General features: G+C 36.4%; 10 protein-coding genes. 6 read left to right on the forward strand and 4 right to left on the reverse strand.

The genetic code is table 11. From position 1 onward, the window contains the following. Positions 1–134 precede the first annotated feature (134 nt). The 3 genes from ACZZZI_RS03790 to ACZZZI_RS03800 form a co-directional block, all read right to left on the reverse strand. A complete protein-coding gene (locus ACZZZI_RS03790; protein ID WP_463488604.1) occupies positions 135–746 on the reverse strand; it encodes a hypothetical protein in 612 nt (203 codons plus the stop codon). Positions 747–772: 26 nt separating this feature from the next. Beyond that, positions 773–1,399, reverse strand: coding sequence for a hypothetical protein (locus ACZZZI_RS03795; RefSeq protein ID WP_344764978.1), 627 nt, complete (start codon positions 1,397–1,399; stop codon positions 773–775). A 227-nt stretch (positions 1,400–1,626) separates the two neighbouring features. Next, positions 1,627–4,560, reverse strand: coding sequence for a TonB-dependent receptor domain-containing protein (locus ACZZZI_RS03800; RefSeq protein ID WP_463488605.1), 2,934 nt, complete (start codon positions 4,558–4,560; stop codon positions 1,627–1,629). Between the two features lie 190 nt (positions 4,561–4,750). On the opposite strand from ACZZZI_RS03800, the gene ACZZZI_RS03805 reads away from it, so the two are divergent. From ACZZZI_RS03805 to ACZZZI_RS03815, 3 genes are read left to right on the forward strand one after another with little or no spacing between them, the layout of a single operon-like run. Then, entirely contained in the window at positions 4,751–7,180 is a 2,430-nt protein-coding gene (locus ACZZZI_RS03805; protein WP_463488606.1) for a penicillin acylase family protein, read from the forward strand. Between the two features lie 6 nt (positions 7,181–7,186). Beyond that, positions 7,187–7,546, forward strand: a complete 360-nt coding sequence (locus ACZZZI_RS03810; RefSeq protein ID WP_316759669.1) for a hypothetical protein — start codon at positions 7,187–7,189, stop codon at positions 7,544–7,546. Between the two features lie 19 nt (positions 7,547–7,565). After that, entirely contained in the window at positions 7,566–8,549 is a 984-nt protein-coding gene (locus ACZZZI_RS03815; protein WP_463488607.1) for a LuxE/PaaK family acyltransferase, read from the forward strand. Between the two features lie 45 nt (positions 8,550–8,594). On the opposite strand, the gene tyrS is transcribed toward ACZZZI_RS03815, so the two are convergent. Next, on the reverse strand, positions 8,595–9,881 hold the full coding sequence (gene tyrS / locus ACZZZI_RS03820) for a tyrosine--tRNA ligase (protein ID WP_463488608.1): 1,287 nt from the start codon (positions 9,879–9,881) through the stop codon (positions 8,595–8,597). Positions 9,882–10,021: 140 nt separating this feature from the next. On the opposite strand from tyrS, the gene ACZZZI_RS03825 reads away from it, so the two are divergent. The 3 genes from ACZZZI_RS03825 (at position 10,022) to dapA (ending at position 13,714) form a co-directional block, all read left to right on the forward strand. Further along, positions 10,022–10,696 (forward strand): ACP phosphodiesterase, encoded by a 675-nt coding sequence (locus ACZZZI_RS03825; protein ID WP_463488609.1) that lies wholly within the window; start codon positions 10,022–10,024, stop codon positions 10,694–10,696. 51 nt (positions 10,697–10,747) lie between these two features. Then, positions 10,748–12,760 carry an NAD-dependent DNA ligase LigA gene (gene ligA / locus ACZZZI_RS03830; protein ID WP_424059752.1) on the forward strand — a complete coding sequence of 671 codons (2,013 nt, stop codon included), beginning with the start codon at positions 10,748–10,750 and terminating at the stop codon, positions 12,758–12,760. A 75-nt stretch (positions 12,761–12,835) separates the two neighbouring features. Beyond that, positions 12,836–13,714 (forward strand): 4-hydroxy-tetrahydrodipicolinate synthase, encoded by an 879-nt coding sequence (dapA, locus tag ACZZZI_RS03835; protein WP_463488610.1) that lies wholly within the window; start codon positions 12,836–12,838, stop codon positions 13,712–13,714. Positions 13,715–13,735: the final 21 nt, after the last annotated feature.

A 13,735-nucleotide genomic window follows, 5' to 3' on the forward strand; every position in this document is an offset into this window, starting at 1 on the left:
TTCGACCCTCTCTTAACTAAGTATCACTTAATAAGAAAGTACTATAATACAAATATTTTATAAAAGGCTCGTATTAAATCAGAAAAAACGTAATGTCAATTCTTTTGTTTTTTCAGGGCACCTGACGATCAATTTTAAAAATCAAAAGCGTTTATATAATCTGCCAGAAAAGTATCAACCTCTGTTGCAAGCTTGAACCGATCTCCATCAATTACGATGTGCACTAAAAATCGGTTATCCTTTAATCCTTCGAAACTGACATATTTCTTGGTTTCATTTCCTTGCATAGCAATAAAAGACTTATTGAATTTTTGATTCTTACTTGGATAAGTTTTTAAGATTGGCGAAGTACCTGCCAGGAACATGGTCTGAAAGAAATTCACTTGTGACTGGCCTGCATCGGTTTTAAAAAATGGATCTGCCCAATCGGTAATGGTTACGGTCATATGCTGCCTTGTTTTTGCAATGCAGTATTCGAACTCTAAAATACCGCTTGATTTTCCAGCACCGCACATGTTGACCTGATTAAACAAAAAGCCCTTGTAGATTGGAATTTTAGGAAAGATTTTATATAGGTGCGCTGAGCGATCTTTGCACTGCAGGTCTGCCAAAGGGGTAATCGCAACTACAGCAGAGCTGCCTGCCTGACAGCAAGCTTGTTTACTTGGGTCATCACAATCATTTTCCTGCGAATAAGCGAACAGACTGCAAACAACTAATGTGGCTGTTAAGAATAAATTTCTCATATATCCATTATTTATTACCAGCTTGTTTATTTCAGTTCCATGATAAAAACCTTACCCTGTGCAGAATTAGATTGAATATTCAAAACATACTTCTTGTTATCATTAATAAATGCGTAGACAGCAAACGGCTCATCATCCCCAAGTCCAACTGTTCTTTTATTTCCGTTCCACATATTTTCGTTGAGCTTTGCTCTCAACGCCTGGTCACTTGGAAATTTACCATTAAATATTTTTTTTGCTCCGATTTTATCTAAGTAAGGATAAACCATATCTTCAAATAGTTGCTGGTTAAACTTTTTATCTCCATTATCTTCAAAAACCATTACCCCTAACTTTCCTTTAGTTGTATTAATTCCGCTTCCGGTATAATTTTCCATCTTAGCATAATCAAAAAACTCTGAAAGACCATTTTTCTCATCGATGATTTTTAAATCATCTGTCGGCGTATAAAATGGGAATTTGCCAATATCTCTAAGTTCAGGAACATTTCCCCAATCAATACTATCTGCTGGAACCGTTATGCTTTCTTTCTCTTCTTTTTGGGAAGTCATTGCTGCACTATCTAATTGTTTAGTTTCTGCATTTTCTGTTTTTTTACTGGTGCAGGATGCAATGGTCGCACTGATAGCTAGGATGAGAAGTGTTTTTTTCATTTGGATTTAATTGAATGGTCTGATTTTTTTTAGTCATCACCTGCATTTTTATCGATATACTTGATCTGCAGGTAATCTCGTCTTAATCAAAAACAATGCCTGCTTTAAGATTGCCAACATTTGGGGAAAAGATTTTTCCGCCTTCGATTTAATGTGATTTTTAAAAAATCCGTAAACAGAAAAGCCTCCCATACTTTTGTAAGGAGGCTCCCATAAACGAAATATTCTTATGGATTAAAAGTTATCCCCACATAGTAAATTGCACCTGCCATCGGGTTTCCGAAAGAGGTTGTGTAATATTTGTTAAGTACATTAGAACCACCAAGTTTAATAACCGACATCACTGAAGGAATTTTTAAGCTAACCTGAGCATCCAAAGAACTGTATGCCGGCACCTCGCCTGAGGCAAAAGAAGAGTTCCAATAAAACCTGTCTTGCCAGCGATAAGCAACATTAAAACCAAAGTTTTTCACAATTTCCTTATTTCCAAATCCAAGGTTGTAACGGATTTTAGGCGTATTGAAATCATTAATATAATTTACTGGCAAATCGCCAATCTGGTTGTAGGATACATTACCGCTGATATTATATTTTCCAACAAGATAATCTAAACCTAAGGCACCACCATAAGAGTTCACACTGCCTTGGGCATTTACTGGAACACCGAATTTCACAAATGTAGGCGCTGCTAAAGTTCCAACATTTTGATAAACATCTACTGCGGTAATAAAATCTTTATATTGATTAAAATAACCATAAGCATCAATAAGTAAATTAGGCAAAATTAAGCCTTTATAACCAAGTTCGTAAGATTGAACGCTTTCTGGGCGAACACCTTTCGCATCGAAAGTATACTGCTGTAATAAGGCTGGGTTTGGAGTGCCGGTAGCAGCAGAAGCTAAGAAAGCACGATAACTAACATCCGTAAATGGCTTGTTTGCATCTAGCTTATATTTGCCGAACATAATTTCTGGTAAGCCACCAATTAACCTTTGAGAACCACCACCAACGGATAAATCGATGTATTGATTTTGCGTTGTTGGGTTACGATATCCTGTTTGATACGAGACCCGAATGTTATTGTTTTTAGCTACCGTAAACACACCTGTTATTCTTGGTGTAAACCTACCTTCAAAATTCTGGCTTTTATCATACCGGCCTGCAAAAGTAATTTTAACCTTATCGTTGAATAGTTTTTTACCAATCTGAGCAAAAGCACCATATTCTTCAATGTCAATCTGACGGCCTAAATCATCAAAAATAGTTCCTGCTGAATTTAAATCATAAATACGGTAAGAGGCACCAACCTGGAACTCGACAACTTTATTAAATGCATTAGTTAAGTTGTACATTCCTTCGTAGTGATAAAGATTAGATTTATCATCGAATTTAGCACCGTAAACACTTTTAGTTGGATCAGCAGCGTTAATAGAAGTTGCACTAATCGTCGTGTTCATGATCTGATCTTTCGCTGTTGCGAAGCCATTGCTTCCTGGCTCAAAACGACCTGTGTTTGCTACACCTCTTGCAAATACGTGTGCAGCTGCATCTGTTTGACCAGCAGCTCTGGCACCTACATAATTGCCAATATATTGTGGAAACCAAGTTGTTGATGGCTTAGATACTTCGTTTATATAACTTCCTAAGATAGAAGAGATATAAGAATCGCCCGATCTTTCCTGAGTGGTATAGGCTTTTAACGAGAAATCTTCGCCTTTTAATTCAAGTTTGTATTGACCAATGTTAAAGTTTCTCAAAGAATAACGATCGGAACCTGTATATACTGAAGTACCAGTACCCCAGTTTGCCTGTGCAACAGCCTGTATTGTACTGCTAAAATTGTAGTATAAAGCACCAGAAACCTTTAAAGATTTAGTATCATAATCAACTAAGTTTTCCTCATTATAGCCCGTTCTTGATACATTTTGATCAGGAATTAAGTTTGCCTTTAATCCAACGTAAAACGGAAAATAATTTTGTACTGCTGGGCGTAATGCTGCAGGTAAATTAGATAAAAAACCAGCTTGTTGTGCAGCATTAGGAATTGCAGCACCAAAAGTACCATCAATTAAGCTTTTAATATTTGGTATTGCGCCGCCTGAACCTGTATTGATACCTGAAATTGTTGCATTTTGAACACTTAAAGCAACATTTCTCATGTTTTGGCTAACCTCATCTCCGTAGCTATTAATACCATCATAATTTGTGTCACTGTTTCTATCACCTGGTTTAACCGTGCGAGAAATGCGATCGAAGTTACTGTAGTTATTCGCAAACCAATCTTTAGCCTGCAAGAATGAAAACGCGGCTTTCACACCAAATTTGTTATTCCATGATTTTGCCAATCTTACATCAAGTTGATTAAATGGCTTCGTCGATGTGTTATCATCATTAACATGATTAACACCTGTTTTATATTGAAAACTTGCCCCAGGATATTTAAAAGGATCTTTAGAGGTCATTAATAACGTACCATTGATACCGCCAGCACCATAAAGTGCTGAAGATGCACCAGGCAATAACTCTACATTATCAACGTCAAGTTCCGTGATACCAACAATATTTCCTACCGAGAAGTTCAAACCAGGTGCCTGGTTATCCATGCCATCGATATATTGATTGAAACGAGTATTTCCGTTAGAGTTAAAACCACGCGTATTAATTGATTTAAAAGTTAAACTCTGCATGCTGCTTTCCACACCCTTCATATTGTTTAACGCATCGTAAAAAGATGGAGCCGCAATATCTTTAATTGTAGCTGCACTCATTCGCTCAATCGAAACCGGAGATTCTAAAATACGTTCAGGCGTTCTTGATGCCGAAACAACAACATCACCACCTAAAACAACAGCAGCTTCCATTTCAATTGAAATATTAGCTGTGTTGCCAGTAACTTGCTTTTCAACCACACCATAACCGATGTAACTTGCAGAAATGGTTAATGGGATTTTTGCAGAAGTAGTAAAAGTAAATGCGCCGTCTGAATTTGTTGAAGTACCGCCCGATTGTCCTTTAACAATCACTGTTACTCCACTTAATGGCTCTTTGGTTTGTTTATCCTTAACGGTTCCGCTTACCGTTATGTTCTGAGCTTGTGAGGCAAATCCAGTTGCACAAACAAGCATAAACACATAGAAGATCTGTGTAAAGATTCTGCTCATAAAATAAATTATTTGGTTAGAGTAATTTTTTAGTTAGTTAAACTTAAACCCTTTTTTTCAATTAAACAAATTATGTTAGCATAATAATTTTGCTAGAATTTATAATTTTGATTGACATTTACTTTGTCGTATTTTGCAGATAAATAATATTGCAAATAAATTATGCATTGTTGATTTAGCTAACCATTTTATGAATAAACTTAAGGCTCTTTTTTGTATCCTCATCCCAATAGCATTAGCGTTTCTATTAAATACAAAAATTGGTAGTACCCCCCCACTTTTAAAGTTCCTGAACCCTTTTATGGGCTTTTGGCAAAATGCCGAGAATAATCATTTTATGTTTAACCATAAAGCAAAAATAGCTGGTGCTATTGATGAAATTGAAATTGTTTTTGACGACAGAATGATTCCGCATATCTTCGCTAAAAACGACCACGACCTTTATTTGGCTCAGGGTTATGTTACTGCGATGCATCGCCTTTGGCAAATGGATTTTCAAACTCGTTTTGCAGCTGGCCGCATTAGTGAAGTTGTAGGCGAAAAGGCCATAGAAGTTGATCGTTACCAACGTAGAATGGGCATGGTTTATGGAGCAGAAAACTCTTTAAAGGGCATGATGGCCGACCCCAAAGCTAAAGAAATGATTTTAGCTTACACCGATGGGATAAATGCTTACATCAAAACGCTTTCTCATGCTAAATATCCAATCGAATATAAAATTTTAGATTTCAAGCCTGAGAACTGGTCGCCAGTAAAATGTGCTTTATTACTTAAGCAAATGTCGGCCGTTTTAGCTATGGGTTCTGATGAATTTTACATGACCAATATCTTGAAAAAATTTGGCCCTGAAATTACCAAAGACTTATTTCCTGATTACCCATTCCGTGAAGACCCGATTATTCCTGTTGGAACAAAATGGGATTTCTCTGCTCTACAAACACCTAAAACACCCGAATCCTTTACAAAAGCACAAACTGGTGATGTTAAAACTAAAGAGAAAATCGAGGGCATAGGAAGTAATAACTGGGCATTATCCGGAGATAAAACAGCATCAGGTTTCCCTATTTTAGCTAACGATCCACACCTCGACTTAACGCTACCTTCTATCTGGTATCAAATACAATTGCATGCACCTGGGGTAAATACCTACGGCGTATCTTTACCTGGTGCGCCTGGAGTAATTATTGGTTTTAACCAAAAAATCGCTTGGGGGGTTACCAATGTTGCTGCCGATGTTCTTGATTTTTATCAGATTAAATTTAAAGATAATTCTCATAAAGAATACTGGTATAACAACACATGGAAGCCGACTAAATCCAGATTAGAAACCATAAAAATTCGTGGCAGCGCAGATGAGATTGATACGGTTTATTATACGCATCATGGTCCAGTTGTTTATTTTCAGAAAGCAAAATATTCAAGAGCTGATAATGTGCCTGTAGGCGATGCTTTACGATGGATTGCGCATGATGAATCGAACGAACTGATGACCTTTTATTATCTCAATAGAGGAAAAAATTATAACGATTACAGAAAAGCATTAACTTTTTATACAGCGCCAGCACAAAACTTTGTATTTGCCAGTGTGGATAACGATATCGCAATTACACCGAATGGTAAGTTTCCTTTAAAATGGAAAGATCAGGGAAAATTTATTCTTGATGGAACTGATCCAGCTTATGATTGGCAAGGCTGGATTCCAGCAGCTCAAAATCCAACGGTAAAAAACCCGCAGAGAGGCTTTGTAAGTTCTGCTAATCAATCTTCTACAGATAAAACCTACCCATACTATATTAACTGGGAGTTTGCACCATACGAACGCGGAAAAAGAATTAACGATCGCTTAGCAGCAATGAATAAAGCAACTGCAGATAGCATTCGTTTAATGCAAACCGATAATTACAGCATTCTTGCCCAAAATATTATACCCGCATTAGTGCCATTACTTAACACCGAACAGTTAAATGCGACGCAAAAGGAAGCTTTAGCTTATGTATCGAAATGGAATAAGCGTTACGATGCGAACGAAATTGCAGCCAGTGTTTTCGAAATATGGACAAAGCGTTTGAGTTTTGACATCTGGAATGATGAATTCGAGGTTAAAGGTATCCCGATGCGTTACCCTTCCAGAGACCGAACTGTTGAAATGATATTAAAAGAACCAAATGCAAAATGGTACGATAATATTAAAACAGAAAAGAAAGAAACGCTGTCGGATTTGGTTAACGAAGCTTTCAAATATAGCTGCGATAGTTTAGAACGTAGGTTCGGGCCAATTAATAAAGATTGGAACTGGGCTAATGTAAAGCAAACCAATGTGCCTCATTTGGCAAAAATACCTGGCTTCGGCTCTAAAGTATTACAAATTGGCGGAGCAAAAAGCACCATTAATGCCATCAGCGAGTCCAATGGCCCTTCATGGAGAATGGTTATCGAATTAGGAAAAACACCTAAGGGTCATGGTGTTTACCCTGGCGGACAATCGGGTAATCCAGGAAGTAAGTTTTACGACAATATGGTTGATACCTGGGCAAATGGCAAACTTTATGATTTGTTTTATATGCAAACTCCTGATGATAAATCGGGTACAATAATCTCTCGTTTAAAAATTTCTAAATAGCTAAAAATGGTTTTCATCGTTATATTAATTATTTGTTTTCTGCTTCAAATGGTTGCTCCATGGTGGGTAATTATTGTTATTTCTTTTGCCACCTGTGGCATTATTGGCAAAACTGGCAAAATCTCATTTTGGCAATCATTTTTTGCAATATTTTTACTTTGGATTGGCTACGCTTTATTTAAAAGTTTACCGAATGATAATGTGCTTGCAAGTCGTGTAGCAGTAATGACAGGTGTAAAAATATGGTGGATTTTGCTTTTAGTTACTGGCTTTATTAGCGGCTTGGCAGCTGGCATAAGCGGTTATTGTGGGTATCAATTCCGTAAAACGATGCTGGTTAAAAAAACTGACGAGAAAATAGCATAAGGCTTCGTACTTTTGTGTTGTGAATTTTACTGCGGACAATATTTTTTCGATTCAAAATGATGAACAGTTTAGTCAACTGGCATTAGAAATATTCAAACATCAGGCAGCTAATTGTGCTGTATACGCTGAATATATACATCATTTAAAAATTAATACTGATGAGGTAAAAGAGGTAACTCAAATTCCATTTCTGCCTATCATTTTTTTTAAAACACACTCGGTTATAAGCAGTAAAGACCCAATCCAAATCGAATTTAGTAGTTCTGGCACCACTGGTATGATTCAAAGCAGTCATCAGGTTACCAATGTGAAATTGTACGAACAAAGTTATCTTCAGGCTTTTCATCAATTTTATGGAGCTGTCGAAGAATATTGCTTTCTTGCCCTGCTTCCATCCTACCAACAACGGGCTGGTTCATCGTTAATTTATATGGTTAACGATTTAATTGAGAAAAGTAAGAATCCACAAAGTGGCTATTTTCTTTACAATCATGATGAGCTTTTTGAAACATTAAAAGATTTAAAAGCAAAGAATCAAAAAACCGTTTTAATTGGCGTTACTTATGCCCTGCTCGATTTTATTGAGCAATACGAAATCAACTTCCCTAACCTTATTGTAATGGAAACTGGCGGCATGAAAGGCAAACGCAAAGAAATGGTCCGGGAAGAGTTGCATGAGCAACTTACTAAAGGTTTTGGAATTAAAGCTATCCACAGCGAATATGGCATGACCGAGTTACTTTCTCAGGCTTATTCTTTAGGAGCGGGCATTTTTAACTGCCCGAACTGGATGCAGGTTTTAATTCGCGATACAAACGATCCACTTTCATTAATTCCGCAAGGCAGAACTGGCGGTATTAATGTTATCGATTTGGCAAATGTAAATTCTTGCTCTTTTATTGCTACCCAAGATTTAGGTAAAATTTACCCCGATGGAAGTTTTGAGGTTTTAGGCCGCTTTGATAATGCAGATATAAGAGGTTGTAATTTATTGGTGCAATAAAAAAGCCCTGAGAAATTCTCAGAGCTTTCAATTATTTCAATTTTATTATCCTGCTATTAAAAGGAAATAATTTTTCTTTCCTTTTTGAATCACAATAAATTTATCATTTATTAAGTTTTCAGCATTAAAAACATGATTTGCATCGGCAATTTTTTCCTTATTTACAGAAACGCCGCCACCTTGAATCAATTTTTTAGCCTCTCCCTTGGACGTAAAAACAGCAGTTTTTTCAGCTAATAATGTTGCGGCATCAATTCCAGCAGTTAATTCTGTTTTTGAAACATTAAACTGTGGAATGCCTTCGAACATTTCTAAAACCTGATTTTCTGATAAGCTTTTTAAAAACTCTAAGGAACCATTTCCAAATAAAAACTCAGAAGTTTTGATTGCAGTTTCCAAAGCTTCAAGTGAGTGCGTTTTAACAGTTATATCTTCAGCAAGCGCTTTTTGCAAAATTCTTAAGTGAGGCGCTGTATTGTGTTCTGTTTCCAAGGCCTCAATCTCTTCTTTACTTTTTAGCGTAAAAATTCTAATCCATTTTTTAACATCATCATCTGATGCATTTAACCAGAACTGGTAGAATTTATATGGTGATGTTTTTTCTGCATCTAACCAAACGGCACCACTTTCTGTTTTACCGAATTTAGTTCCATCGGCTTTTTTAATTAACTGAGTGGTAATCGCGTAAGCAGTTCCCTGGTCTTTTCTTCTAATTAGCTCTGTTCCAGTAACAATATTTCCCCACTGATCAGAACCACCCATTTGTACCAGGCAGTTATTGTTTTTCCATAAATGATAAAAATCGTAACCTTGTATTAACTGATAACAAAATTCGGTAAAGGATAAACCAGAATCGCCTTCTAAACGCCTCTTAACACTATCTTTAGCCATCATGTAGTTAACGGTAATGTGCTTACCTACATCACGAATAAAGGTAAAAAGATTCATATCCTTAAACCAATCGGCATTGTTAACCATTACCGCACCATTACCGCCATCTTCAAATTTTAAAAATTTAGCTAATTGAGTTTTCATGCCTTTAAGGTTATGCTCAATCATTTCTTCAGTTTGAAGATTACGCTCATCAGATTTACCAGAAGGATCCCCAACCATACCTGTTGCTCCACCAACTAATGCAAATGGCTTATGACCAGCATTTTGAAAATGAATAAGGGTCATGATTTGAGTTAAATGCCCAACATGTAATGAATCTGCAGTAGGGTCAAAACCGATATAACCAGAAGTCATACCTTCATTTAACTTTTCTTCAGTATTCGGCATAATGTCGTGTAACATGCCTCTCCAACGTAACTCTTCAACGAAATTTGTCATGGTATAAAATTAATTTGGCAAAGATAGTTTTTTGCCTGTAAAGCTGAAAACTTAAATCCTATACTTGAATTTTAGCATACTTGGCACGATCTTAAGGATAGATTAATCACAAATGAAACTTTAAAAACTATATTTACAACATGAATTTCCTTTCTCATTTTTACTTCGATAGATTAAATGCCGATGCCAATGTAGTAATGGGAGTTGTTTTGCCCGATTTGATCAAAAATGCATCAAAAGAAGCAAACCTGTATCCCCAAAAAAATGAGTTCTTATTTTTGGGTAATTCTGATGAAGAGGGATTGCTTGCTGGCTGGAAGCGACATTTAGCTGTCGATTTGTTTTTTCATTCTTCTGATTTCTTTCTGCAAAAAACAACCGAGTTAAAACAGCTTATTATCCCCGTTGTTGAAAACACGTCGGTTAGACCTTCATTTTTAGCTCATATTGGACTGGAATTATTACTCGATCACCTACTCATCGAACACAATCTAATTCAGGTTAATCATTTCTACGATAAACTGGCTGCAGTTAAAAAAGAATCTTTAAGCGATTTTCTGGAACATTGCAAGCTTAAAAATCCCGAAATCTTCTTCAAATTTTTAGTGCAATTTATAAGCAGTAAATATCTTTTAAGTTATCAAAAACTCGAAAACATCAGCTATGCTTTAAATAGAATTTGCATGCGATTATGGCCCGAAACTTTAGATGAAAAACAGATTAATCAATTAACTTTTCAGCTTGCTTTTTTTAAAGAAGTGCTTGAAAAAGATTTCATGGATATATTCGAAGAAATAGAATTGAAACTATCTTAACTTATCAAGATAGAGTCTTTCAAGCATCCTTCCTTTTTTTATCTTTGTGTTATGTCGCTATTTGAAGTAAAAGAAGAAATGGATACGCTGGTTGCAGAGTTAAACCAACATAATTATAATTATTATGTATTGGCGATGCCTACAATTGGTGATTATGAATTTGATAAAAAATTAAAGCATTTAACGGAACTGGAAAAAGCCAATCCAGATTTTGCCGACCCGAACTCGCCTACTCAACGCGTTGGTGGCGATGTAACCAAAAACTTCATTACGGTAAAGCATAAATACCCAATGTTATCGTTGGGAAATACTTACAACGAGCAAGATTTAAGAGATTTTGATGAACGTATCCGTAAAGCAATCGGGGATAATTTCGAGTATGTTTGCGAACTCAAATTTGATGGATTATCCATTAGTTTAACTTACGAAAATGGTAAGCTAAGCAGAGCTGTAACCCGTGGAGACGGAACACAAGGTGATGATGTAACGGCCAATGTTAAAACCATCCATACCATTCCTCATCAGTTAAAGAATGCTAACGCACCTGAGCATTTCGAAATCCGCGGCGAAATTTTTATGCATAAGGCTGCCTTTTTACGTTTAAATGCTGCACGCGAGGAACTTGGAGAAATTCCTTATGCAAACCCTCGAAATTTTGCTTCGGGTACGATTAAAATGCAGGATAGTAAAGAAGTAGCCAAACGTCCCTTAGATGGATTTATATATTTTTTATACACTGATAAAAACGAATTTAAAACCCATTGGGATAGCCTAAACGCTGTAAAAGACTGGGGATTTCATGTTTGCGAACATAATCGTTTGGTTAACAGCATTGATGATGTTTTAGCTTTTATACACCACTGGGAAGATGAACGTTTCAAACTAAGTTACGATATCGATGGAATTGTAATTAAGGTTAACAGTTATGCTCAACAGCAGGAATTAGGTTTTACAGCAAAATCTCCCCGCTGGGCAATTTCTTATAAGTACAAAGCGGCCGAAGTAGAAACCATTCTCGAAAAAGTAACCTATCAGGTCGGACGGACTGGTGCTGTAACACCTGTGGCAAACCTTAAGCCAGTACTACTGGCTGGAACAACCGTTAAACGGGCCACCTTACATAATGCGAATGAGATTGAGCGTTTAGATTTACATGAAGGCGATACTGTTTTTGTAGAAAAAGGTGGCGAAATTATTCCTAAAATAATTAAAGTTAATCTGGATAAACGTTTAGCTAACGCTACTAAAGTTAATTATCTGCATAATTGCCCCGAATGTGGAACTGAATTAATTCGAAAAGAAGGCGAAGCGGTTCATTACTGCCCTAATGATGAAGGTTGTCCACCACAAATTGTAGGTAAAATTCAGCATTTTATTGGCCGTAAAGCCATGAACATTGATGGTTTAGGTGATGAAACTATCGAAACTTTTTTTAAAAAAGGCTTAATTAAACACATCAGCGATTTATACACTTTACATCAGAAATCTGAAGAATTAAAAGGGATTGAAAGATTTGGCGAACGCTCGATTGATAACATGCTTGCAGGGATTGAAAAATCTAAGGAGATGCCTTTTGAAAAGGTGTTATTTGGGTTGGGCATTCGCTATGTTGGTGAAACTGTTGCGAAAAAATTGGCGGCAGGTGTTAAGAATATCGACAAACTTGCAACCGCTTCACTGGAAGAACTAATCGCAATTGATGAAATCGGGCAACGTATTGCCGAAAGTATTATTGAGTATTTTGGAAATCAGGAGCATTTAAAGCAGATAGAATTATTAAAATTAGCTGGATTAGCTTTTGAAATTGAAGAAAAGGTAATTACACTCGATAGCGATACGCTTATTGGAAAAACATTCGTAATTTCGGGCGTTTTTGAGCAATATAGCCGCGATGAACTGAAAGACTTAATTGAAGCTAACGGAGGAAAAATATTAAGCAGCATTTCGGCTAAATTAAATTTCCTGGTTGCAGGAGATAATATGGGACCCTCAAAACTAGAAAAGGCTACAAAACTAAATATTCCGATAATAAGCGATACGGAACTTTTAGCAATGATAAAATAAAAAAGAATTATAGAAAGAGAAACGATTGAACATCCCTCAGTCTATAAGTCATAATTCAATAATTACATTTATATAATGAACAAATTTCAGGGTACTGGGGTAGCATTGGTTACACCCTTTAACACAGATGGATCAGTTGATTATAATGGTTTAAAAAACCTGATTAATCATTTGGTAGAAGGAGGAATAGATTACCTCGTTTCTTTAGGTACAACAGGCGAAACCGCCACAATGACAAAGGACGAGAAGAAGAAGGTGTGGGCCTATACTGCTGAAATTAACAATAACAGATTACCTCTAGTTGCTGGCATTGGTGGCAACAATACTTTAGCTGTTGCAGAAGACATTAAAAACTTCGATTCAACGGGTTACAGTGCCATATTATCGGTTAGCCCTTATTATAATAAACCGACTCAAGAGGGAATTTATCAGCATTATAAATATCTGGCAGAAGTTTCTCCTTTAGACCTTATTTTATATAATGTTCCTGGCCGTACAATGAGCAATATGAGCCCAGAAACGACTTGCAGATTGGCGCACGATTTTAAGAACATCATAGCAACCAAAGAAGCTTCAGGAAGTTTTGATCAGTTCAATCAAATTATGCGTGACAAGCCAGAAGATTTTATGCTGATTTCTGGCGATGATCCGATTACTTTGCCGATGATTGCTTTAGGAGCTTCTGGTATTATCTCAGTAATTGCGAATGCACTGCCGAAACAATTTACAGATATGGTAAACTTATGTCTTGATGGTAATTTTAAAGCTGCTACGCCAGCTCATTTAAGTTTGGTAGAATTTACCCGTTTAGCATTTGCAGAAGGCAACCCTGCAGGAGTTAAGGCTGCATTAAAACATTTAAATATATGTGGCGACACAGTAAGATTACCGCTGATAAAAGCTTCTGCTTCTTTAGAACAATCTATAATTGCCGAACTTAAAAAATTAAGCTAACCAGCTTAAAACTTACAGTTA

This window comes from Pedobacter sp. AC190 (assembly GCF_979258025.1).

Bases quoted from the DNA above. Each gene is read 5' to 3' on its own strand.
- ACZZZI_RS03800 (WP_463488605.1), bottom strand. From the start codon at position 4,560: ATGAGCAGAATCTTTACACAGATCTTCTATGTGTTTATGCTTGTTTGT.
- ligA (WP_424059752.1), top strand. From the start codon at position 10,748: ATGTCGCTATTTGAAGTAAAAGAAGAAATGGATACGCTGGTTGCAGAG.
- ACZZZI_RS03795 (WP_344764978.1), bottom strand. From the start codon at position 1,399: ATGAAAAAAACACTTCTCATCCTAGCTATCAGTGCGACCATTGCATCC.
- ACZZZI_RS03810 (WP_316759669.1), top strand. From the start codon at position 7,187: ATGGTTTTCATCGTTATATTAATTATTTGTTTTCTGCTTCAAATGGTT.
- ACZZZI_RS03790 (WP_463488604.1), bottom strand. From the start codon at position 746: ATGAGAAATTTATTCTTAACAGCCACATTAGTTGTTTGCAGTCTGTTC.
- tyrS (WP_463488608.1), bottom strand. From the start codon at position 9,881: ATGACAAATTTCGTTGAAGAGTTACGTTGGAGAGGCATGTTACACGAC.
- ACZZZI_RS03825 (WP_463488609.1), top strand. From the start codon at position 10,022: ATGAATTTCCTTTCTCATTTTTACTTCGATAGATTAAATGCCGATGCC.
- ACZZZI_RS03805 (WP_463488606.1), top strand. From the start codon at position 4,751: ATGAATAAACTTAAGGCTCTTTTTTGTATCCTCATCCCAATAGCATTA.
- dapA (WP_463488610.1), top strand. From the start codon at position 12,836: ATGAACAAATTTCAGGGTACTGGGGTAGCATTGGTTACACCCTTTAAC.